The 23,363-nt window shown below is 35.2% G+C and carries 19 protein-coding genes; 2 read left to right on the forward strand and 17 right to left on the reverse strand.

Annotated elements, in window-relative coordinates; genetic code table 11:
- Window positions 1–75: 75 nt before the first annotated feature.
- From aroA to AC51AA_RS11660, 17 genes are all read right to left on the reverse strand, one after another.
- Window positions 76–1,299 (reverse strand): 3-phosphoshikimate 1-carboxyvinyltransferase, encoded by a 1,224-nt coding sequence (gene aroA / locus AC51AA_RS11580; protein WP_500702395.1) that lies wholly within the window; start codon window positions 1,297–1,299, stop codon window positions 76–78.
- A gap of 79 nt (window positions 1,300–1,378) precedes the next feature.
- Window positions 1,379–1,705: a nucleotide pyrophosphohydrolase gene (locus tag AC51AA_RS11585; RefSeq protein ID WP_500702396.1), complete on the reverse strand. Its 327-nt coding sequence runs from the start codon at window positions 1,703–1,705 to the stop codon at window positions 1,379–1,381.
- A gap of 2 nt (window positions 1,706–1,707) precedes the next feature.
- Window positions 1,708–3,699, reverse strand: coding sequence for a DUF3858 domain-containing protein (locus AC51AA_RS11590; protein ID WP_500702397.1), 1,992 nt, complete (start codon window positions 3,697–3,699; stop codon window positions 1,708–1,710).
- 2 nt (window positions 3,700–3,701) lie between these two features.
- The gene (locus tag AC51AA_RS11595; protein WP_500702398.1) at window positions 3,702–5,729 is read right to left on the reverse strand and encodes a DUF3858 domain-containing protein; all 2,028 of its coding nucleotides are present in this window, start codon (window positions 5,727–5,729) and stop codon (window positions 3,702–3,704) included.
- Window positions 5,730–5,735: 6 nt separating this feature from the next.
- On the reverse strand, window positions 5,736–7,643 hold the full coding sequence (locus AC51AA_RS11600) for a DUF3858 domain-containing protein (protein ID WP_500702399.1): 1,908 nt from the start codon (window positions 7,641–7,643) through the stop codon (window positions 5,736–5,738).
- 63 nt (window positions 7,644–7,706) lie between these two features.
- A complete protein-coding gene (gene dtd, locus AC51AA_RS11605) occupies window positions 7,707–8,159 on the reverse strand; it encodes a D-aminoacyl-tRNA deacylase (RefSeq protein WP_500702400.1) in 453 nt (150 codons plus the stop codon).
- Window positions 8,160–8,267: 108 nt separating this feature from the next.
- Complete coding sequence (gene rsgA / locus AC51AA_RS11610; RefSeq protein ID WP_500702401.1) at window positions 8,268–9,254, reverse strand: ribosome small subunit-dependent GTPase A; 987 nt, start codon at window positions 9,252–9,254, stop codon at window positions 8,268–8,270.
- A gap of 174 nt (window positions 9,255–9,428) precedes the next feature.
- Window positions 9,429–10,511, reverse strand: a complete 1,083-nt coding sequence (locus AC51AA_RS11615) for a chorismate mutase (RefSeq protein WP_500702402.1) — start codon at window positions 10,509–10,511, stop codon at window positions 9,429–9,431.
- Between the two features lie 14 nt (window positions 10,512–10,525).
- Complete coding sequence (locus tag AC51AA_RS11620) at window positions 10,526–11,383, reverse strand: prephenate dehydrogenase (protein ID WP_500702403.1); 858 nt, start codon at window positions 11,381–11,383, stop codon at window positions 10,526–10,528.
- Window positions 11,384–11,402: 19 nt separating this feature from the next.
- Window positions 11,403–12,548, reverse strand: a complete 1,146-nt coding sequence (locus AC51AA_RS11625) for a pyridoxal phosphate-dependent aminotransferase (protein WP_500702404.1) — start codon at window positions 12,546–12,548, stop codon at window positions 11,403–11,405.
- Between the two features lie 75 nt (window positions 12,549–12,623).
- On the reverse strand, window positions 12,624–13,451 hold the full coding sequence (locus tag AC51AA_RS11630) for a prephenate dehydratase (protein WP_500702405.1): 828 nt from the start codon (window positions 13,449–13,451) through the stop codon (window positions 12,624–12,626).
- A 520-nt stretch (window positions 13,452–13,971) separates the two neighbouring features.
- Entirely contained in the window at window positions 13,972–15,138 is a 1,167-nt protein-coding gene (locus tag AC51AA_RS11635) for a DUF1501 domain-containing protein (RefSeq protein WP_500702406.1), read from the reverse strand.
- 12 nt (window positions 15,139–15,150) lie between these two features.
- Window positions 15,151–16,548: a DUF1800 domain-containing protein gene (locus tag AC51AA_RS11640; RefSeq protein WP_500702407.1), complete on the reverse strand. Its 1,398-nt coding sequence runs from the start codon at window positions 16,546–16,548 to the stop codon at window positions 15,151–15,153.
- Window positions 16,549–16,809: 261 nt separating this feature from the next.
- On the reverse strand, window positions 16,810–19,209 hold the full coding sequence (locus tag AC51AA_RS11645) for a ribonucleoside-diphosphate reductase subunit alpha (protein ID WP_500702408.1): 2,400 nt from the start codon (window positions 19,207–19,209) through the stop codon (window positions 16,810–16,812).
- A gap of 262 nt (window positions 19,210–19,471) precedes the next feature.
- Window positions 19,472–20,449 carry a ribonucleotide-diphosphate reductase subunit beta gene (locus AC51AA_RS11650; RefSeq protein WP_500702409.1) on the reverse strand — a complete coding sequence of 326 codons (978 nt, stop codon included), beginning with the start codon at window positions 20,447–20,449 and terminating at the stop codon, window positions 19,472–19,474.
- A gap of 337 nt (window positions 20,450–20,786) precedes the next feature.
- Window positions 20,787–21,356 carry a DUF3109 family protein gene (locus tag AC51AA_RS11655; protein ID WP_500702410.1) on the reverse strand — a complete coding sequence of 190 codons (570 nt, stop codon included), beginning with the start codon at window positions 21,354–21,356 and terminating at the stop codon, window positions 20,787–20,789.
- A 92-nt stretch (window positions 21,357–21,448) separates the two neighbouring features.
- Entirely contained in the window at window positions 21,449–22,261 is an 813-nt protein-coding gene (locus AC51AA_RS11660) for a hypothetical protein (protein WP_500702411.1), read from the reverse strand.
- Window positions 22,262–22,478: 217 nt separating this feature from the next.
- Between AC51AA_RS11660 and AC51AA_RS11665 the strand changes: the two genes are divergently transcribed.
- Together AC51AA_RS11665 and AC51AA_RS11670 are read left to right on the forward strand one after the other, a co-directional pair.
- Window positions 22,479–23,057, forward strand: coding sequence for a MarC family protein (locus AC51AA_RS11665; protein WP_500702412.1), 579 nt, complete (start codon window positions 22,479–22,481; stop codon window positions 23,055–23,057).
- A gap of 104 nt (window positions 23,058–23,161) precedes the next feature.
- Window positions 23,162–23,362, forward strand: a complete 201-nt coding sequence (locus tag AC51AA_RS11670) for a hypothetical protein (RefSeq protein ID WP_017496183.1) — start codon at window positions 23,162–23,164, stop codon at window positions 23,360–23,362.
- Window position 23,363: the final 1 nt, after the last annotated feature.

Consider the following 23,363-nt stretch of genomic DNA (forward strand, 5'->3'; position numbering starts at 1 on the left):
CTAGAGGTCATTCTATTTTGTTTCCCTTACATGCTTTTTATCAGCGGGAATTTCTTTTGTATTTTTACAGTCTGCTTATAATTCTGAAACTTCAAATTTCAAGGCCTTTAAATCATTCCAGAAATCAGGATATGATTTAGAAACTACTTCAGCATTCTCGATTATGATCGGTACTTTAAGTGCCAATGGAGCAAAAGCCATGGCCATACGATGATCATTATAAGTGGCTATGGTGATATTGTGATTGATCTCTTGAGTTGGTAACAAAGTCAAACTATCATTAGTCACTGAAATGTTCGCTCCTAATTTTGTAAGTTCAATTCGTAAGGCTTCTAGACGATCTGTCTCTTTAATTTTTAAGGTATGAAGCCCCGTTAAATGACAACCAATTCCTAAACCTAAACAAGTAACCACTATAGTTTGTGCAATATCTGGTGTATTGTTTAGTTCAAAATTTACTGTTTCAAATTTAAAATCTGCTTGTTTTACCAAGGTCATTTTATTATCCTCAAAAGTAGTTTTCACTCCTAATTGCTCATAAAGGGATACCAATTCAGAATCTCCTTGTAAACTATTCTCCTTATAACTGCTTAAGGTAATAGAGGCTGTATCGGCTAAAGCAACTAAACTAAAAAAGTAAGACGCAGAGCTCCAATCCGACTCCACTACCATTTCTTTAGAAGCTACTTCAGTTTTAGGATATACTTTAATTACATTTCCTTCAAAACTAGTTTCAATAGCCAAATCATTAAGCAGAGCCAAAGTCATTTTGATATAAGGAATTGAGGTAATCTCCCCTTCTAAAGTCAACTCTAAACCATTTTCCAATTTAGAAGCCACTAACAATAAAGCGGAAATATATTGACTACTTACATTGGCGGCCAAAGTCACTTTTGAAGCGGTCACTTTTTTTCCTTTGATACGTATCGGCGGATAACCTTCTTCTTTTTCATAAGAGATCTCCACTCCCAATTGCCCCAAAGCCTCCACTAGAATTTTTATCGGACGCTCTTGCATTCTACTAGAACCCGTCATCACTACTTTTCTTCCCTGATTCACTGCAAAATAAGCGGTTAAAAAACGCATTGCCGTTCCTGCATGATGAATATCTACAATTTCGTCATGACCAACCAACGCTTTTTGCATTACTTCACTGTCATCAGAATTTGAAGTATTAGCTAAAGTAATATTAGGAAACAACGCTTTTAGTAACAACAAACGATTGGTTTCGCTTTTTGATCCTGTAACCGCAATTTGACCTTGTAAATTATTGTGAGAAGTATGTAATAATAAATTCATTTTGGCTTGTTATTTAGTGCATTTTGGCAAATTTATTTTAAAAAAAGGACACTCCAAAACTTTGCCGTGACTTATCACATTATTTTAATTTATCGTTGTTTTTATGGCGGTCTTTGTCTCTAACCGATTTGAAATCCATCTTTTTATCAAAAGCAGCTTGTAAATCAATTCCTGTTTGATTGGCTAAACACAAAACCACAAACACAACATCGGCCAATTCTTCACCTAAATCTTTATTTTTATCGCTTTCTTTCTCGGATTGCTCACCGTACCTACGAGCAATAATTCTGGCCACTTCACCTACTTCTTCAGTAAGCTGTGCCATATTGGTTAACTCATTAAAATAGCGAACACCGTGCTCTTTAATCCAAGTATCCACATCAAGCTGTGCATTTTTCAAATTCATAGTTATATTTTTTTAAGAACAATTTTTTGATTTTGACTGGCGATCATTTTTTGGAAAAGTTCTTTTAATCCAAGGTATTGATCTACCGCAAAAATACTATTGTTAATTTCTTTGGAACTAATTATTTGAATTTTGTTTCCTTGATTCACTATATTTAACATATAGGCTATCTCCTTATTTTCCGATAAAATCTTGATGGGAGCTGGTAGAGATTCTACTTCATATCCAGATGGAATTTCTATATTGACATTGACTTTTTCCTGAGTAGGATAGGCAAAACAAATATCCATCTGTCTTTGCTCTTTCTTAAAAGGATTCTTACTCATGGTCAAAAACAACAAAGGATTTACGTATATTTTCCCTCCAATTATCTCGTATTGATTATCGCTAACAAAAGCATAACTTTCCACTACAGGATCAGCAAGATTGGTCTTCTTATTTTCAATTATATAATCTGTAATCTTTAGATCTCCTAATTGTTCTTCTAATTTCTCCAGGTAATCCTCCTGGGCTTTAGCTGCATTTTGAATTCTAAAACGGTACGCATTGTAATCGGTTCTTTGAATTCTAGCGCGTCCATCCATTTTTCCAGCGCCGTCTATTTTGACTACCAAATTGGAATATTCTCCTGACAATTTAACTGGCTCTAAAGCAATCTCTTGAGAAGTTCCATCCTCCTTTATTAGTCTTCCTTTCCAATTTAAAACATTTAAGGGCAAAATATTAGGCGAAGTAAATTTACGTGTGGCATCTAAGAGTATTTTTTTTCCATCTAATTCCACTGCGGCAATCACATAATTAAAACCGGTTCTGGTCGGATAGACAGGTATTCCATTTTCAATAGTACTGATCAAAACCGGATTAACTTCTAAGCCAGCCAATTTTAGCATATTGATTAAGATAAAATTGATTTCCGCTACATTTCCTACTTGATCAGCATAGGCTTTTACAACTCCTTTATCTGTATAGTAACCATAGACCTCATTCCAATTCATTTTTTCCTGGACAAATTTAAAAATGACATCCAAGCGCTCTCGTTTTGATTCAACATTAAGTATTAATCGCTTTACATCTTCTACTAAAAAATTTTTCTCATGTAATTCTTTACCAAAGCGTTCCTCCTTAAAAATAGAATTCGCTACGCCTTCCCAGCTAAGGGTGTAGTCTTTAATGGGTTGTTCCGGATAACGAATCACTTCCAATTCATGCTCAATAGATCCCCTATAATTATTCACATTATTGACATAAGGTTCGTCTTGTAATGCCGGAATATCTTTTCCTTTATAAACCGCATTAAACTGCTCGAACTCAATGGTTTTTGTCGCATTAAACTCATCCTCATAACTTTGTCGTCCAAAGGTGACTTTACCTGTTGACTCTATAGCCAAATTCCCCACCACTACTGGTTTATAAACATAGTACACTGGAATCTCTGTCTTATATTCGAAATAACGTACTGGTATACTGTATTGGGTTTCAAAATCAGGCAACTTCCCAATGTCTTCTGTCTTTAAAACATATTTGTATTCAATAATAGAACCCACTTTTACATTAGGCAATGTTATTATTTTTTCCTCCCAATATTTATTTACTTTTTTCGTAAAAGCGCCTTGATTTTCGAGCTTCGTTTTTACAACGGATCCATTTTCAAGATTATAGGTAACGGCATTTGAAAATTCCAATCGATCCTCTCTTAGGTTTTCATAACCCACATAAAATCTCACTTTTTGATCGGCCCATTCTAAGCCTTCTTTTTTATAAATTTTAATTTTGAACTCGTACTCGTGATTGACTGCAAACCCACTTTTTCTATTGTAGGTAAAAAAAGTCCTCCCTTTTTTAAACAAAATGGCCGCTGGAGCAGCAGTATCCTTTGGATAAACGCTCTCCTCTAATTCCTTGACTGTCACTTTACCTAACTCATAATTTTGAGCTTTACTTTTTGAAACACAACAAAGCGTGAATAGCGCGATAATCATTATTCTTATTACCATCCTTAAATTCTTTTCAAAACAATTTTTTCTGTTTCTTTGGCAATCATTCCTTTGTAATACTCTTTGAGCATTTCATACCTTTCAGAAGAAATAATCGCTGCATTAATCTGATGCTGAATACTAATTTGCAAAGTATTACCCTGAAGGGCAGAAATAAACTTAAAAGTTCCTAAATCCTCATCCATCTTAAGAATAACGGGCTGAGGCACTACTTCAGCAGTAAAACCCTCTGGAATATTTAATGTGATCACATATTTATCCGAATAAGGAAATCCAAAGTCCACTGGATACTCCCTTTCCTCTTGTTTAAACGGATTTTTGACGTTTGTAAAAAACAACATCGGATTAATATATATTTTACCTCCGATTACATCACATAAACCATTCCCTGTAAAGGAGTACGCTTCTGTAATAGGCATCAAGAGTTCTTTTTCATTGGTTTTGGTATAATCACTGATCTCAATTTTACCATTCTGATTCTCCAATTTCTCTAAATACTCCTCTTCTTTTAAGCTAAAAATTTTCTTTCTGGTGATCAAAGCATTGTAATCCGTACACTGTCTTCTTGCTTTTCCGGTAACTTTCCCTTGGGCATCAACGGTATAATTAAGATATACTACATCATTTGACAACTTACTCGGCATTAAACCTACTTCCTGGGAAGTCCCATCTTTTCGAATCAATCGACCAAACCAATTTAACGTGTGTAAAGGCAAGACGTTTGGCACGGAGAGTCTATCTGACGCATCTAATAGAATAAGTCCATCTGGGGTCTCAACAGCAGCAATCACATAATTGAAAGCATTTCTATTGGGAAAAAACGCAATTCCATTAGAACGCGTGCTCAATAAAACCGGATTCGCCGTTAAACCTGCATAACGCAACATGGCAGTCATCATTAAATTAATATCCGCAATATTTCCTGTTTTCTCCTTATAGGCCTTCCTTACACCACTATCACAACCATAGCCCGTATAACCATTCCATTTTACACTAGACTTTACGTGATTTAAAATGACTAATACTTTTTCTTCAAGTGTATTCTTCCCTACTAACAAGGCTTTCAAATCCTCTTCAAAATAGCCGGTTTTATTCAATTCAGGACCGAAATCTTCATATTCATAAATGGTTTTTACTACAGCATTCCAATCCGTAGAAAACATCTTCATTGGTGAATTAGGGAAATTGGTCATGGACAACTCATGCTGAACACTCGAAACATAATTATCAATATTATTGACATAGGATTCCTCTTTAATAGCAGGGACATTCTCTGCTAAATAAGTGGTTCGAGTTTCTACATAATCCACTTTCTCCTGAACAACCGACGTTTTTTGAGTTCCTCCTCCAAAACCTCTTAAAGCCACGCTTTCTTTATTTGTATAAATAATCGCTTTATTCGCTTTTTCCGTAGTAACCTTAGGAAATATATACCCTTTCTGTCTCGAATTAAAAACATAATACTGCGGCACATAGGTCACAAACTCGGAATAATTCACGGGAATGCTGGCTTGAAAATCCCATTCTCTAATCGTACTAGCCCTAGGACTTCTAATAACATATTTAAATTCGATCACCGACCCTTCCTTCACGTTGGGCATGGTAATCTTTTTCTGGCCTCTGAATTTATTAAGCACTTCATCAAAAACCCCCTCACTTTTTAGTTTGGTTTTTTCAATCTTACCGTCAACAAGGTTATAGGTCACCGCATCCGAAAAACTCACTTTTTCAGTTAAATCAGTATAATTGAAATACCATACCTCTTGATTGGCCCATTGATAACCTTCTTTTTTATAGATTTTGATTCGCATTTCCACTTCTGTTGTCGTTACAAAGCCATTGTTCACTTCGTATTCGATTCTGGCTTTTCCTTTTTTATATAAAACGGCAGCAACCGCCGATGAATCTTTTGGATGTATTTTTTGCTCAAGTTCCGCAACGGATACTTTTCCTAATTTAAATTCCTGTGCAGATCCTTGAGTAATAAACAACAGCAATAGGGACAGACTAAAAAGTTGAATTGATTTCATGGTAGGTTAGTTCTTGGTTAATACAATTTTGGCGTTATCATTTCTAGACACTTGCTCCATAAAAAGACGATATTCATCATATTCTTTATTGGAGTACTTGCCTTTATTTAAAAACATGGAGCGTTTATAGATCAGTTTATTTTTATCTCTTTTGACAATCTCCGTCTTGTACTGCCCAAATTTCCCCTTCAATTCAAAATTGGAAGGCAAAAATTCAATAGCAAATCCTGGCGGCAGATTAATTTCAATTTCATCCGTATCTACATAGCCTCTTTGAATTTCAAATGGATTTTTTCTATTCCTGATTCGTTTAATACTTTTTGAGCTTTGATTAAATGCATCTACAGCAAAAATCATTTTATTAGCAGAAATCGAAGCGTAACTAACGGCACTTAGCTGCACATCTTCTGTAAAACGAATTTTCTCTTTGTCGTTTGAAAACATAATTTTGCCCAGTTTCAGATTATTGATATTATCCCAATATCTCTTATAATGCGCTTCCTTTTCAGTTGGTTGAAAAGATTCGATTGATGATTTATCACTGTATTGAGAACCTTCTGAAGTAATGAAAATTGAACCCGAAAAATCGCCATTTTCATTGATGGTGTAAACACCTTTGTCCTTCTGAGAATTCCCATTGTCGTCATAAAGAGTTGTTCTAACAATTATACCCCCTTCAGGTTTCACCACTAAAACATCTCTATCGTCTGTAAAAGTTCCTTGATAACCAAACGGGTCGTCCTGACTTGTACATTCTAGCCAGGCAAAATTATCACCGTTAGGAATAGCCAATATCATATGATTGCCTTGCATGGAAACAAAATCAGACTGAATATCCGTTTTGTAATGGCCACCATATAAAATCGTATTATAAGAAGGCACATCAACTGCCTGTAGAAGTGCTTTTGTATAGTTGGTTAACGCTTTACAGTCCCCGTACCCTAATCGATCTACATCAGCTGCCAGCATCGGTTTCCAACCTCCAATACCAATAGCGATATTGACATACCTCGATTTTTTCTGCACATAATCATAAATAATTTTCGCTTTTTTAATGGGATCTTTTTCATCACCTACCAGTGCTTTGATCTTAGCTTTAGTTTCATCAGGCAATACTGTAGTTCCCGATAGAATTTTCTCATTATACCATTTACCGAATGCTTCCCAAGTTTTAGCCGTTCCATCTACACCTTCTAGATGAAAGCTCTCTAAACCCATCATCACTCTAGGAAAAAGATTACTCAGAGCTGGGCTAAAATCTTCGGATTTCCGCGCTAAAATAGCAGTCCCCAAATAACTTAGTTGTGTATCGGTATCTACTGTTTTTTGGATATCATAACCGACAAACTGGAATTCTTTCTTTTTAAATCCAAGGTTATTAGGAAAAGTAACATTTAGTAGGCATTTTTCAACACTTACGAAATAGCCACCTAAGAAATACCATTGTGGTATAAAGGCTGTGTTGGAGGTTTCAATCTCACTGTTGTAAACAATGGTAAAAGGATAAGAAACTGGAGTATATTGCAATAAAATTACACGATTATCTGAAAAAAGTGTACTGCCACTTACAGCACTTTGATCTCTAAAATCTTTACGTTTAATTTTTTTGATTTCCTTACCTAAAGCATCATAAACAACTGCTTCAATATTTTTTACGGAAATAGCTTTATCGTATCCTTGATAAGCATCAATATCGTTCAATCCTGCCTCGTTAAAAACCGTTACAATTCTTTGTACTTTGACGTTCATGCTACGTTGTGAGGTAATGGCTATATCCATTTGATCCAAACGCACTACAGCATTAGCATTCTCCTTAAGACTATCTGGGATTTTTGATACCGCTAATTCACTCTTCTGAGCAGAAGAAAGCTGTGTAAATAAGAAAAAAGTCAGGGCATAAAAGAGCTTTATCATTAGTAGGTAATTTCTTCAAATGTATATTATTTTTAGAAATTATTAACATTTATTTATGATTTTTTACTCTCGGTTTTTACTGTCCATAACAATGGTTACTGGTCCGTCATTTAACAGACTAACTTTCATATCTGCACCAAATATTCCAGTTTGCACTTTTTTATCAAAGTCTATCTCTAATTTTTTTACGAAATTCTCATACATCGGAATAGCAAATTCCGGCTTAGCAGCTCTTATGTATGAAGGGCGATTTCCCTTTTTTGTAGAAGCGTGCAGCGTAAACTGACTCACTGCGATAATATCGCCATCTATGTCCTGAACCGAGCAGTTCATGACTTGATTTTCATCCGCAAAAATGCGCATTTTGATGATTTTCCCCACCAACCAGTCAATATCTTCCTGAGTATCGGCATCTTCAATTCCGACCAAAACCAACAAGCCTTTTTGAATATCAGCTGTTTTATTTCCCTCCACCATTACTGATGCTGAAGAAACTCTTTGAAGCACTACTCTCATTTTTATATTTTAAAGTAAAGATTAAAAATTCGATTCAAACAAAAGATGCACTCCCGTGCATCTTAATTATAGGATAGGTATGGAATACAGCTGGGTATTCTTTACCATTTAATTTCCTTTGTTTCTGGTTTCGTCACTAGCGGTACGATCGTCATTATAAATATCGGTTCGGTAATTTTCATCATCCCCTTCCAGAATTTTAAGATAACTATTATAACGAGACCAAGCAATTTCATCTCTTTCCAAAGCGGCTTTAATAGCACAATGTGGCTCTTCCTTATGCAAACAATTATTAAACTTACATTGTTCTTTCAATCTAAAGAATTCAGGGAAATAACCACTGATTTCCTCTTTCTCCATATCCACAATTCCAAAGCCTTTTATCCCTGGTGTGTCAATGATTTTGGCATCAAATGACAAATCATACATTTCAGCAAAAGTAGTGGTATGTTGCCCTTGTTTACTGGCTTCAGAAATGGTTTTGGTTTTAAGATGTAAAGAAGGCTCCATGGCGTTTACCAGAGTGGATTTCCCTACACCTGAATGTCCAGAGAACATACTTACTTTACCAATCATCATTGCTTTTAGCTCCTCTACTCCTTTCATTTCAGTAGAAGAAACACGCAGACATTTGTAACCAATTTGTTGGTATACGTATTGCATATACAATTGCTCATCCGAAGTAGCCTCATCAAAAGTGTCTATTTTATTAAACACCAAAATGGTTTCAATGCCATAAGCTTCAGCTGTAACCAAAAAACGGTCTATAAAATTAAAGGTTGTTGGTGGGTTATTGATCGTGATCAATAGAAAAACGCGATCGATATTCGATGCGATAATATGCATCTGATGCGATAAATTAACCGACTTACGCACGATGTAATTCTTTCTCTCGTGAATATGATGAATAGTTCCCGTAACGGTATCCGAAGTTTCTTCGAGTTCATAATCAACAAGATCACCTACAGCAATCGGATTGGTACTTTTGATCCCTTTCATTCTGAATTTCCCTTTCATACGGCATTCTATAAAATCGCCTTTTTCAGATTTTACGGTGTACCAACTTCCTGTAGATTTATATACGAGTCCTGTCATTTTTTAATTTTAGATAACTGCTTTAGAATTTTAGATTCAAATCCTAAATCTTTGCAAAGATAATTGATTGTTTTTCGTTTAAACTTCAAAGTGTAAAGTTTTTGCACTTGCCTATAAACAAAAAAACTCCATAACTTTTGATTCGTTATGGAGTTTAGATTTAAAACAGTTCAATTAGGCATTGAATATTTTTTCTTGGTGACCGATACTTTCTTGGTGAATTGCTTTGAACATTCTCAAAACAAACTCTTCAGTAAGTCCTTTTTTCTCACCTTCTAAAATCATTTTACCTAAGATTTCATTCCAACGCGTATTTTGAAGAATCGCTACGTTTGCGTCTTTTTTCACTTGACCAATTTCGTCAGCTACTTTCATACGTTTTCCTAACAAGTCTAATAAGTTAGCATCTAATACATCGATGTTTGCTCTAAGCTTAGTCATTTTATTGCTGTACTCATCTGTAGTATCATCCGTTTTTCTGATCGTCAAATCTTTAATGATTTTCTTCAAAACATCTGGAGTTACTTGTTGAGCAGCATCACTCCAAGCGTTGTCTGGATCGATATGCGTTTCGATAATCATACCATCGTAATTCAAATCTAAAGCCTCTTGCGTTACTTCGAAAATCATTTTACGATCTCCTGTAATGTGAGATGGATCGATGATTAATGGTAAGTCAGGGAATTTATTTTGCAATTCGATTGCAATTTGCCATTCTGGAATGTTTCTGTATTTTGTTTTTTCGTAAGTAGAGAAACCTCTATGAATTACACCTAATTTCTCAATTCCAGCCATATGTAAACGCTCTACACCACCTAACCATAAAGCTAAATCTGGGTTTACAGGGTTTTTAACCAAAACGATTTTATCTGTACCTTTCAAAGTATCAGCAATTTCTTGAACTGCGAAAGGATTTGCAGTAGTACGAGCTCCAACCCATAAAACGTCAATATCATGCTCTAAAGCTAATTTACAATGTGCTGCAGTTGCTACTTCAGTTCCCATTAATAAACCTGTTTCCGCTTTGGCTTTTTGTAACCATTTTAATCCAATTTCTCCAACACCTTCAAATCCTCCTGGACGTGTTCTTGGTTTCCAGATACCTGCTCTGAATACACTTACTTTTGAATCTTTCAATTCATGAGCAATTTTCAATACTTGATCTTCAGTCTCTGCACTACAAGGTCCAGCTATCACAAGTGGGTGATTCAAATTCATATCATCTAACCACTTTCTCATTTCTTTCTTATTTTCCATCTTAATTTTTAGTTTTATTTTTTAATTGTTAATCCGTTTAATATCTCTTTAATTCTATTGGTACTTTCCATTTCTTCAAAAATGGCATTATAATTATCTTCTTTTAATAAATCTCTAAATCGGCTAAGATTCGAAATATATTCTTCCAATGTTTCAATCACATGTTCTTTGTTTTGCTTGAAAATTGGTGTCCACATCGCTGGAGAACTCTTGGCCAAACGAACAGTACTTTCAAAACCACTTCCCGCCATATCGAAAATATCTTGTTCGTCTTTTTCCTTGTTCATGACCGTTTTTCCGAGCATAAACGAACTAATGTGCGACAAATGCGAAACGTAAGCAATGTGTTTGTCGTGTGAAGTCGGATCCATATAACGAATCCTCATTCCGATTTCACTAAAAAGCTGCAAGGCTTTTTCCTGCAATTTGAAAGTAGTTTTTTCTACTTCACAAATAATATTAGTCTTTCCTTTGAACAATCCTTTTATCGCTGCCGATGGTCCTGAAAACTCAGTTCCTGCAATGGGATGTGTCGCGATAAAGTTTCTTCTTTTAGGATGCTGAGCAACAGCATCACAAATTGGCTTTTTAGTCGACCCTACTTCAAAAACAATGGTTTTATCTCCAACCAAATCCAGCACTTTTGGTAAAACCACCAGCGCTACATCCACAGGAACCGAAACGATAACAAAATCAGCCTGGGCCAAATCTTCAAAGTTTCCTACCTGATCGATAACTCCTAGATCAATTGCTTCCTGCAAATGTTTTTCGTTACTATCGATCCCAAAAATAGTCGCGTTCGGATGCTGTGTTTTGATATCTAACACCATCGAGCCTCCTATTAACCCTATTCCTATTACGTATACTTTCATTTTTCTTTTTTATTAGAAGCTAAAATCGATCTATAGCTTCTTGTACTTTTTCTTCTTTCACACATAACGAGAATCGGATATACCCCTCACCATTACTTCCGAAAATGGTTCCCGGTGTGATAAAAATATGTTTCTCGTATAATATTTCATCAATGAACTTCTCTGCTGATGCAATTCCTTCCGGTAATTTGGCCCAAACAAAAAGCCCTACTCCTTCAGCATACACTTTACAACCTAGTTTTTCTGCTAGTTGGTTGGTTAGTTCACGACGACGTCTGTAAATTTTGTTCTGCTCTTCGAACCATGATCGATCACAATTCAAAGCGGCAATAGCTCCTTTTTGAATGCCATAAAACATTCCGCTGTCCATATTGCTCTTTACTTTCAAAACAGCATCGATAATTTCAGGGTTTCCTAAAACCATTCCGACTCTCCAGCCTGCCATGTTGAATGTTTTACTAAGTGAATTCAATTCTAAAGCCACTTCTTTTGCCCCTTCAACTTGTAACAAACTCATTGGATTGTCATTCAAAACAAAACTATATGGATTATCATTAACCAATAATATGTTGTGTTTTTTAGCAAAAGCAACCAATTTTTCAAATAACGCTAAACTTCCTCTTGCTCCAGTAGGCATGTGGGGATAACCCAACCACATAATCTTTACTTTTGAAAGATCTAATTTTTCCAAGGCTTCAAAATCTGGCTCCCAAGCATTGGCTTCTTTCAAATCATAATACACTGGAACCGCTCCTACCAAATTGGTTACCGAAGTATAGGTTGGATAACCTGGATTCGGAATCAAAACATGATCTCCTTCATTCAAAAAGGCTAACGAAATATGCATGATTCCTTCTTTGGAACCCATCAAAGGCAAAATTTCATTAGTAGGATTCAACTCCACAGCAAATTGATTTTGATAAAAATCAGCCATTGCTTTTCTCAATTCTGGCAATCCTTGATAACTCTGATAACCATGCCCGTTCTCCTCTAGAATTGCAGCGGCTACCGCTTCAATTACTGCTTTGGACGGACTCAAATCAGGGCTTCCGATTCCCATATTGATGATTGATTTCCCTTCAGACTGCAATTGACGAACCTCTCTCAATTTGGATGAGAAGTAGTATTCTTCAACTGTATCTAATCTTTTTGCTGTTGTAATCATGATTCTATATCTACTCTTTTAACGTTTTATTCTTCATTGTCCTTCTGAATATCATCAGGGACTGAAATTTCTTTCTTACGGCTTGGTGTTCTTATATTCACCCAACACTTTAAAATATTCTGCCATTATATTTAATAAGGATTTCGCTTTTGCAAAATCTTCATATTTCTCAAACGTCACATCTACGAAAAAAGAATATTTCCAAGGTGTTTCAATTTTTGGCAAGGATTGAATTTTAGTTAAATTCAGTTTGCAGTCGCTCATCACATTCAAAACCGCTGCTAAACTTCCTCTTTTATGATCCAATTCAAACTTGATAGAGGCTCTATTAATTTCGCTTTCCGACAAAAATGAATTTTCTTTTTTGATGATTACAAAACGAGTCATATTGTTTTTGATCGTTTGAATTTCTGGCGCCAGAATTTCCAAATCATACATTTCAGAAGCCGTTTTACTAGCAATAGCAGCAATTCCGGTCAGCTGTTTTTCTTGAATTCTTCTCGCCGTTTCCGCTGTATCTTTATCCTCAACCAACTTGATGTTTGGATATTTCTTTAAGAAATCCATACATTGTAATAAGGCCATTGGATGCGAATGAACTTCCGTGATATCCTCCATTTTCTGACCTCTTAAAGCCATCATGTTTTGATGAATACTCAAATAATGCTCACCCACTATGTGTAAATTATTCTTATCAATCAACGCATAATTCGGAATAATCGGACCTGCAATCGAATTTTCAATCGCCATAACGGCCTGATCTGATTTTCCTGCAAGAAGGCTATCGACTAATTCCTCAAAAGACAAACATTCGTCAATATCCACATTCTCAGAAAAATACTCTTTAACCACCTGATGATGGAAAGATCCCTTTATACCTTGTATTGCAATTTTCGTTGTCATATATTCAAAAAAAAATCCTGATTTGCATCAGGATTGTATATTAGTTTTATTTGTCTTTTTTATATTCTCAAATAACCATAGCACAATCCTGACTTCTACTAAAGAAGAAATAAAAAGAGTTGCTAAAATAAAAACGGTTAGTTGACATTGTGTTTGTGTTTTTCAATAAATTCTCTGCGAATGTATAAATTATTTTAACTGTACCAAAAAAAAGATTGCATTTTATGACACAAAAAGGGATTTCTTAACAAAATACCTCGGTTTTGTAAGATATGTTAAAAAATAGGCCTTAAAATGCGATATAGATAATTGATTTTTAGACAACTGCTCCCTCTTAAATTGCTAATCTTTTATTTGTAGTCCTATGCCAATATAATTAAAAAGCAAAAGCATCTACCTTTCGCTAACTGCTTTATATGAATTAAAGATTAATTTTTTTCTATCTTACTCTTTCTGGCCTTAGACTTAATTTTTGGAAATACGTTTAAACAAAAATTGAATTCTTTACTGCTGCTTATCTCTAAAACAAACCAGAAACTGGTCTATTTTTTATTCCTATTTTAGCATAATCAAAATTCATTTTTTGTTGTAACAATGACGCATAAACACTTCTAAAATCAATTTCATGTTTTAAATCTCCATTATCTAAGTCACCTAAATTTGGATTATTCCCCAGAATAGTTCCTTTGTTATTTCCTCCAATAATAAACATTGGCGCAGCGGTTCCATGATCTGTTCCGTTTCCGTTATCTCTAACGCGTCTGCCAAATTCCGAAAATACTACCACGGTTACATTTTGAAGCAACTGAGCTTGTTTTAAATCCTGATAAAAACTATACAGCGAATCATTCAAGTCCGTTAATTTCCTTTGGTGAATTGCCAGCTGATTGTCGTGTGTATCGAATCCCCCTAAAGAAGTATAATACACTCTTGAATTTAAATTACCTTTTATCAATCGGCCGATCCATTCCAGATTTTTGGATAATTCTGTTTTAGGATAATTAATTTCAGATTTGGATTTCGCCAAGGCTTTCTGGATTTCATCTGAACCTTCTGTAACAGAATTCGCAATTTTACGAACAAAATCCAATTGTGGATTATCCGACAAGCTTACATTCTCTTCACGATCCGATTTTACTTTAAATCGGTTGGGGTCTTTTACCGTAATAGCATTCGGTTCTATTCCTTTTAAAGCCAAATTATCAATAGAATCCAGATTAATGCCTGCTGTTGGTTGATGATCCTTGCATTGAAAATCCAAATACCTTCCGAGCCAGCCTTCATTTATATATTTATTGGAGTCTGTTGCGGTTTGCCAAATTTCTTGACTTCTAAAATGGGAACGAACCGGCTCTGGATAACCTACGTTCTGAATTACTGTTAAATCACCATTTTGTTGCATTTGAGCAAAATCTCTTAGCGCTGGATGAAACGCCATTCCTTTATTTTTTCCAACCACCACATCTTTATTCAGCGCAATTTTCGTCCTAAGATCATAATACAGTGGATTATCATAGGGAATAAAGGTATTCAACCCATCATTGCCACCGTTTAACTGCACAAACACTATACATTGCTGTCCGATTACCAAATTATTCTGTGAACCAAAAGCGTGTAAAAATTCAGGAAGCACAAGCATTCCACCTGTAAAAGTCCCTGTAAGCGTTAGAAAATTTCTTCTGTTCATAACTGTAGCGCTCTAAATTAATTGATATTCGGGTAGTTTTGTCATGTAATTAAAGAGTCTTATTACAGCGAAATTGGCATGCACCTCTTTTGAATCAAAATCATATTTGAGTAAATTCTCCATGTCTTTCTGCATGGAATTATCTACTTTGAATAATAACCTGTCCGATAATTCACTAATAATCATTTTATTATTTCCGTCACGATCAAAATCAATTTTTACCGCGATTTTCTCCAATTCTGCTTTTGGCTTTTCGGTTTCAGAAGTCATTGTATTGAAAATCTTTCGATTAATACTCCTTCCGCTACAAAGCAAATCAGCAGTATTATTTCGCTGTAAATAAATCTGAGAAGTCAACCAGGAATTTCCGCCGTCCCACCCTTTCACGTTGACCTGATTGTACAAATCCATTCCTTGTTGCTTTAGAAAAAACAGTACCATCCCATCTTCAAGATCATCTATATGCAATTCATGTAATAGTTGTAAAACATAAACCAATGGATCTTTTATTTTTGTTCCCGAAACATCTTTAGCATATTCTTCCGTGAAAATTTTAGTTAGCAGCGGTGCGATTTCAAAATTTACTTTTCTAAAATAATCACCATAATAGGTCACAGCTTTCTCTGATGGATTATCATAAATAAACCATTTGAGAATTTTTTTGGTAATTAAATACGGTATTTCTTTCTGCTGAAAAATAATATCGACAAGATCATCTACTTTCCAATTTCCCGTTTTACCGAAATACGTTTTATCGGTATCATCTTCTGCAAAGCGCCTATAAACTGCGCCCTCATTTCCATAATTTAATCCCGCTAAAGCTCTTGCTCCGTTTTTGATATCGCTTTCAGAATAATTCCCAATCCCGATAGTAAATAATTCCAATAATTCACGGCTTAGATTTTCGTTGTATTTGCCTTTTCTATTATCAACATTGTCTAAATACTTCACCATTGCATTGGATTTCACAATTTGCTTGGTCAGTTCTTTGAAATTTCCGAAAGCATGTTCACGCAGAATCATATTGTGTTGATAAATCCAATAATTGACTTTTACTTTTTGAGAAGTAGAAACAAAATGATTGTGCCAAAAACAAACCATGTTTTCGCGTAATGGAAATTCATCATTACGCATTTTTGAAATCCACCATTTTTTTAATTCAACAGCGGAATAGATTTCTTTCTTTAGCAACTTCTTTTTAGTTTCAGAATCCGCGCTTTTTATGGATTCTCGCACTGTTTTGAGCTCAAGAAGAGTCTTGGGATCATCCTCTAAAAAAGCAGGAAGTTGTTTATCAAATGGAGAATTATAGGAATATTGTAGAAACTTCTCCAATCCTAGCTGCTCTATTTTCTTGGCTTCTTTCCCAGAAAAACCCAATCGTAAGGACCAAACATTGCTTTTTTTCATAATTCAGAAATTATCACAATAAGACTAGCCTTTTTTTCAAAGGTTTAATTCGAGGATTTCAAAACGCTTAACAACTAAGTCTTAGTACTATTTTAAACGGGCATCTTTTGTAGATATTGTTAAAACAAAAAAGCAGCTATCGTAAAATAGCTGCTTATAAAATTGATCTAGGATCATTATGCTCTAAAGTTTATTAACTCTAACGAAATCTTAATTAAAGAATCTACATTAGGCTCTGCATCTTCATTATTAAAAAAGATATTAAGATCCACACATTTCACAATCTTCAGGATCTCCAGCTTGTGCTTTAAGCAACATTGCTTTGTAATCCTCTACACTGATTGGCTCTGCTTCTTCTAATACAGCTGTCGCTGGTACACCTTCCTCTTTTTTATCATTGTTTAATGTGAATTTAATCGCATCAACAGCTGATTTTGTTCTTAAGTAATACATTCCTGTTTTCAAACCTGATTGCCAAGCATAGAAGTGCATTGAAGTTAACTTAGAATAGTTAGCATCTTGCATAAACAAGTTCAACGATTGTGATTGATCAATGAAGTATCCTCTTTGACGTGACATATCGATAATGTCTTTCATAGACATTTCCCAAACTGTCTTGTACAACTCTTTCAAGTCTTGTGGAATCACCTCAATATTTTGAACTGATCCATTATGACGCATGATTTCTTGTTTCAAAGTCTCATTCCATAAACCTCTATCTACTAAGTCATGAAGTAAATGTTTGTTTACTACGATGAACTCTCCAGACAATACACGACGGGTGTAAATATTTGATGTATACGGCTCGAAAGCTTCGTTGTTTCCTAAAATTTGTGAAGTCGAAGCCGTTGGCATTGGCGCTACTAATAAGGAGTTACGCACACCGTGCTCCATTACTTCTTTTCTCAAAGATGCCCAGTCCCAACGTCCTGATAATTCCTCATCTTGTAATCCCCACATATTGTATTGGAATTCTCCCTTAGACATTGGAGATCCTTCAAATGTAGAGTATGGCCCTTCTTCTTTAGCCATTTCCATAGAAGCGGTTACTGCTGCGAAGTATAAGGTTTCGAAAATCTCTTGGTTCAATGCTTTAGCTGCATCACTTGTAAAGGGCATACGCAACATAATAAAAGCATCAGCCAAACCTTGCACTCCTAAGCCTACTGGACGGTGGCGCATGTTTGAATTTTCAGCCTCTTTTACTGGGTAATAGTTTCTGTCGATTACTTTGTTCAAGTTACGTGTTACACGCTTGGTTACATTGTACAAGGCTTCGTGATCGAATTTTCCGTTATCAATAAACATTGGTAACGAAATAGACGCTAAGTTACAAACTGCGATTTCATCTTTAGAAGTAAACTCCATAATCTCTGTACACAAGTTTGAAGAACGAATCGTTCCTAAATTCTTGTGATTTGATTTACGGTTGGCTGCATCTTTATACAACATATAAGGCGTCCCCGTTTCGATTTGTGACTCTAGGATTTTCTCCCATAATTCACGTGCACGAATCGTTTTTCTTCCTTTTCCTCTAAATTCATAATCTAGATACATCGTCTCGAATTCTTCACCATAAACGTCATATAATCCAGGACATTCGTTTGGACACATTAAAGTCCAACTAGCATCTTCCTGAACACGTCTCATGAATAAATCGGAAGTCCACATAGCGAAGAATAAATCTCTCGCACGCATTTCTTCTTTACCTGTATTTTTCTTTAAATCTAAGAAATCAAAGATATCAGCATGCCAAGTTTCAATATAAATAGCAAAACTTCCTTTACGTTTTCCTCCACCTTGATCTACATAACGAGCTGTATCGTTGAACACTCTCAACATAGGAACAATCCCATTTGAAGTTCCGTTTGTACCACGAATATAAGAACCAGTAGCACGAACGTTATGAATAGATAGACCAATTCCTCCCGCTGATTGCGAGATTTTAGCCGTTTGTTTTAACGTATCATAAATACCATCAATACTATCGTCTTGCATAGCCAAAAGGAAACAAGAAGACATTTGTGGCTTTGGCGTCCCAGCATTGAATAATGTTGGAGTTGCATGGGTAAAGAACTTTTTAGACATTAAGTCATAAGTCTCAATTACCGATTTTAAATCATCCAAGTGAATACCAACAGAAACACGCATCAACATATGTTGTGGTCTTTCTACGATTTTACCATTTATTTTAAGCAAGTACGAACGCTCTAATGTTTTAAAACCAAAGTAATCGTAATTAAAATCTCTTGTATAGATAATATGCGAATCCAAGAAAGCAGAGTTTTCTTGAATAACATTAAATACTTCATCCGAAAGCAATGGTGCGTCTTGACCATTTCTTGGATTTACGTAGTAATACATATCTTTCATCGTCTCTGAGAACGATTTTTTTGTATTAGAGTGTAAATTTGAAATTGCCACACGCGCTGCCAATTGAGCATAATCTGGATGCGCAATTGTCATAGATGCCGCCGTTTCTGCTGCAAGATTATCTAGTTCAGAAGTAGAAACCCCATCATACAATCCTTCGATAACACGCATAGCTACCTTAACAGGATCTACAAGTTCATTCAAACCGTAACATAGTTTTTTAATTCTTTCTGTAATCTTATCAAACATTACGGGCTCTTTGTGGCCATCTCTTTTTACTACATACATAAGTTTACTCTATTTAATTATTGATAAAATGAAAAACACTGAAAAACAAACTCCAGCACTTCAACATTGTGTGTTTTTATATTATTTCCATGAGAACTGTAGGATCCTCATAGTGCTCTCTTTTCCAGCTAAAAAGCTGATAAATCGAAAATCATCATTGAACCAGCGATTTGGGAAAGCGATTCAATTTCAAAAAAAGATCTTGTTTTTACCTTTTCACGCTCAGCAGCTCTTCTGAGTACACTAAACTTGTTATTAGGATTTAAAAATCAGCGTCAAACGAGATTTTTTGGGCATCGCTATCGGTATTCATCACACCTGATTTTTGATACTCAGCAACTCGTTTTTCAAAGAAGTTCGTTTTTCCTTGAAGCGAAATCATGTCCATGAAATCAAAAGGATTCGCTGAACCATACACGCGCTCACAACCTAATTCTACTAATAATCTATCAGCTACAAATTCTAGGTATTGCGTCATTAACACGGCGTTCATACCAATTAAACTCACTGGAAGAGATTCGGTAACAAATTCTCTTTCTATATCTAAAGCATCCACAATGATTTCTTTAATCCTGTCTTTTGGTACTTTATTAATCAAGTGATGATTGTGCAAGTGTACTGCGAAATCACAGTGAACACCCTCGTCACGAGAAATCAATTCATTAGAGAAAGTCAAACCTGGCATTAAACCACGTTTCTTCAACCAATAAATAGAACAGAAAGCACCTGAAAAGAAAATTCCTTCCACAGCAGCAAAAGCAATAAGTCTTTCTGCAAATGAATCAGAATCAATCCATTTTAATGCCCAATCCGCTTTTTTCTTAATGGCTGGAAAAACTTCTAAAGCATTGAATAATTCTGCTTTTTCTGCTTCATCCTTTACATAGGTATCAATTAACAAAGAATAGGTCTCACTATGGATATTTTCCATCATAATCTGAAAGCCGTAGAAAAACTTCGCCTCTGCATATTGAACTTCGTTTACAAAGTTCTCTGCTAGGTTTTCATTTACGATTCCATCAGATGCAGCGAAGAAAGCCAAAATATGCTTGATGAAGTATCTTTCCTCTTCACTTAATTTATTGTTCCAATCTGTCAAATCTTGATGTAAATCGATCTCTTCAGCAGTCCAAAAACTAGCCTCCATTTTCTTATACCATTCCCAAATATCATGATGTTTGATCGGAAAAATAACGAAACGATTTTTATTTTCTTGTAATATTGGTTCGACTTGTGACATTGCTGTTTTATTTAATTTTTGTATTGAATTTTTATTCATTCAGTATGATTACAAAGATTGTCATTTGTTGCCAAAAATAAAAGCCAAACTTATTCACAATCCACCGTAGTTTTTAACAACGGTAGAAAAACAGCAAATTCACAACAATGAAATTAAATAATTGTAAATGAGTTAATTAATAACGCTATTTACACCTTTAGGTGCCGTAAAATATAGACTTTTTACTTTAAAAAGCAAGAAAATTTCAAATGTTTTTTCAAAAAAATTTGATCTCACTTTTTGTTTATTGGGATCCAAATTGAAGTACTTCGTAGTGCCAGTAATGGCTACCGAATTTTTAAGATTTTTTTAGCTCTTCTGCTACTTTTTCAAGCTCTAAATACCAGTCTTCGCCAAAGCGACGAATCAGGGCTTCTTTCACAAATTTATAAACGGGAACTTCCAATTCTTTACCTAAAGAACAGGCATCATCACAAATTTCCCATTTATCGTAATTCACCGCAGCAAACTCTGTAAAATCTTTTACTCGAATAGGATATAAATGACAAGAAACTGGTTTCTTCCAATCTACTATTCCTTGATTATAGGCTTGCTCGATTCCACAAAGTGCTGTTTTGCCATCAAAAATGACATAAGCGCAATCTTTGTTATCGATTAACGGTGTTTCAAGATCACCATCAGTTCCTTTCACCCAAGTTCCTTGCGCCTCAATGGCCGCAATTCCTTCCTTTCGCAAGAAAGGTTTCACTTTTGGATAAATATCTTCCAATATTTTAGTTTCAGCTTCGCTCAATGGCGCTCCTGCGTCTCCATCGACACAGCAAGCTCCTTTACAAGCTGACAAGTTGCACACAAATTCTTTTTCAAGAATATCCTCTGAAATAATGGTTTTACCTAGTTGAAACATTTTGCAAAGGTAACCAAAGATTCAAGAAATAAAAACCACTGCTCCATATTAATTCTCAAAGAAGATTGATTAACACATTAACACCAACTTACCTACATAAATTTATAATCCGCTTTACGAAACTCATAAGCACTTTTTTCTAGACTAACACACTTCATAGTGGTCACTTTCCCTTTATTTTTCAAGTCCCTCATCGTCATATCCATCAATAAACTTTTATCCTCCGGTTTAAAATAATTGGCCAATGCATCAGGCATTTTCCAATTTTTCTGATTCCTAAACTGATCTCCAAAACTCACCTTTGCCTCATTAGTATAATAAAAAACAATATCATACTCCTCACTGGTGAGCTGCATCCCTTTACAATTATACCCTAAAAAGGTTTTATTAGGTAAAGCCTTAAAAGTAAATTTAGACTTTTCACTCTCCTTTTGGGCCATTTTCGAATAATCAAGCATTTTAGCAGCCGAAGCCATTTTTTCGTTGCCACTACCAAAACAAGTAACCGTAATATTGTTTTTCGCATCCATGATCATCAACATACTTTTCCCTTCCCCTTGATCCATATTAAATGCAAAATAAGAGGCATTAGGCTCTAAAAGATAATCCGCATGCATCGCCTTCCCCTCATTGCTCTTAATTTCCATTACATATTTCCAGCTAAAACCATAGGAACTAGGAACAACAGATGGATCCACTTTATTCTTACCATAACTCAAAATCGCCGTTTCCATACTGCTTTTTTGATCAGCCGTTGGATCCACATCGTTTTGACTACCCTTTGAAGCTTTCTCTAAAGCTTTTTTCTCAGCCGCTTTTTTAACCTGCTGCCAAATTTGAGCTTGCGAACTATTGAATGAAAACAACAATCCCAAAAGCACTACAACAAACCCCATCTTTTTCATAATCATCCCTTTTAAAATTACCAACAAATTTAATAATTGATAATCAGTAGTTTACGATTTTTAACATTTATTACACATCAGGGACATCCGCTCAAGCAAACAAAAAAAACTCCTTGTTCGATTATTGAGGCTGAAATTTTCAAAATGAAAAAATAAACGTAATTTTGCCTCATAAAAAACAGTTTTTACACCCAGTATTCACTAAAAGATAATAATTATGCTAGAAATCGACTTAAAAGAAATCATTACTGTCGGAATGGTGCTTTTTGCTGTAATTGATATTGTAGGCTCTATTCCCATTATTGTCAACTTAAGAGCAAAAGTGGGCCACATAGAATCCGAAAAAGCATCTCTAGTTGCGGGTATTATCATGATCGTTTTTCTTTTTGTTGGAGAAGGATTACTCAGCATCATAGGTATTGATGTCCATTCTTTTGCCGTTGCCGGTTCCTTCGTTTTGTTTTTTTTAGCCCTAGAAATGATTTTAGGTATTCGCATCTACCGTGATGAAGAACCAGGATCCGCTTCTATTGTTCCTTTAGCCTTTCCCTTAATCGCAGGAGCAGGAACCATGACTACTTTACTTTCATTACGCTCGCAATTTCACACCATTAATATCATTATCGCCATTGTATTGAACATCATCTTGGTCTATATCGTCCTGAAATCCTCTAAAAAAATCGAAAATTTATTAGGAGAAAACGGACTAGGAGTTGTCCGCAAGACCTTTGGCGTGATCCTTTTGGCGATTGCTGTTAAATTATTCGCTGCTAATGTTAAAGGTTTGTTCGTCTAACGGATATTTTTATATTTTTACACCATAAAATTCCAAGACTAGAGCCCGGTGGCATCCGAACCAAAAAGCTTTATTTTATAATTTTAGACAAACAAACAATCAATATGAAAATCTTCACTTCAATCTTAGTGCTTTTAGCATTAGCTTTAATTGTTTTTAATATCACGTTGCTAGACTTCAAAAATCCTTTCCAAGGGGATAGTGTAGTCGCTTTTATTGGAATCGCAGCTTCATTTTGCGCCGTTTTAATTCTTTTAATCTTCAGAATCTCTAAAAGAATCGAAGAAAAAACAAACGGTAGATAAA

The sequence above is a fragment of the Flavobacterium sp. OHVDL-2026-0007 genome, from assembly GCF_059882335.1.

What these genes read in the sequence shown, in the direction of transcription:
- AC51AA_RS11660 (WP_500702411.1), bottom strand. Translation starts at nt 22,261, where the DNA reads ATGAAAAAGATGGGGTTTGTTGTAGTGCTTTTGGGATTGTTGTTTTCA.
- AC51AA_RS11615 (WP_500702402.1), bottom strand. Translation starts at nt 10,511, where the DNA reads ATGGAAAATAAGAAAGAAATGAGAAAGTGGTTAGATGATATGAATTTG.
- AC51AA_RS11650 (WP_500702409.1), bottom strand. Translation starts at nt 20,449, where the DNA reads ATGTCACAAGTCGAACCAATATTACAAGAAAATAAAAATCGTTTCGTT.
- AC51AA_RS11600 (WP_500702399.1), bottom strand. Translation starts at nt 7,643, where the DNA reads ATGATAAAGCTCTTTTATGCCCTGACTTTTTTCTTATTTACACAGCTT.
- dtd (WP_500702400.1), bottom strand. Translation starts at nt 8,159, where the DNA reads ATGAGAGTAGTGCTTCAAAGAGTTTCTTCAGCATCAGTAATGGTGGAG.
- AC51AA_RS11585 (WP_500702396.1), bottom strand. Translation starts at nt 1,705, where the DNA reads ATGAATTTGAAAAATGCACAGCTTGATGTGGATACTTGGATTAAAGAG.
- AC51AA_RS11630 (WP_500702405.1), bottom strand. Translation starts at nt 13,451, where the DNA reads ATGACAACGAAAATTGCAATACAAGGTATAAAGGGATCTTTCCATCAT.
- AC51AA_RS11635 (WP_500702406.1), bottom strand. Translation starts at nt 15,138, where the DNA reads ATGAACAGAAGAAATTTTCTAACGCTTACAGGGACTTTTACAGGTGGA.
- AC51AA_RS11670 (WP_017496183.1), top strand. Translation starts at nt 23,162, where the DNA reads ATGAAAATCTTCACTTCAATCTTAGTGCTTTTAGCATTAGCTTTAATT.
- AC51AA_RS11655 (WP_500702410.1), bottom strand. Translation starts at nt 21,356, where the DNA reads ATGTTTCAACTAGGTAAAACCATTATTTCAGAGGATATTCTTGAAAAA.
- aroA (WP_500702395.1), bottom strand. Translation starts at nt 1,299, where the DNA reads ATGAATTTATTATTACATACTTCTCACAATAATTTACAAGGTCAAATT.
- AC51AA_RS11595 (WP_500702398.1), bottom strand. Translation starts at nt 5,729, where the DNA reads ATGAAATCAATTCAACTTTTTAGTCTGTCCCTATTGCTGTTGTTTATT.
- AC51AA_RS11590 (WP_500702397.1), bottom strand. Translation starts at nt 3,699, where the DNA reads ATGGTAATAAGAATAATGATTATCGCGCTATTCACGCTTTGTTGTGTT.
- rsgA (WP_500702401.1), bottom strand. Translation starts at nt 9,254, where the DNA reads ATGACAGGACTCGTATATAAATCTACAGGAAGTTGGTACACCGTAAAA.
- AC51AA_RS11665 (WP_500702412.1), top strand. Translation starts at nt 22,479, where the DNA reads ATGCTAGAAATCGACTTAAAAGAAATCATTACTGTCGGAATGGTGCTT.
- AC51AA_RS11620 (WP_500702403.1), bottom strand. Translation starts at nt 11,383, where the DNA reads ATGAAAGTATACGTAATAGGAATAGGGTTAATAGGAGGCTCGATGGTG.
- AC51AA_RS11625 (WP_500702404.1), bottom strand. Translation starts at nt 12,548, where the DNA reads ATGATTACAACAGCAAAAAGATTAGATACAGTTGAAGAATACTACTTC.
- AC51AA_RS11640 (WP_500702407.1), bottom strand. Translation starts at nt 16,548, where the DNA reads ATGAAAAAAAGCAATGTTTGGTCCTTACGATTGGGTTTTTCTGGGAAA.
- AC51AA_RS11645 (WP_500702408.1), bottom strand. Translation starts at nt 19,209, where the DNA reads ATGTATGTAGTAAAAAGAGATGGCCACAAAGAGCCCGTAATGTTTGAT.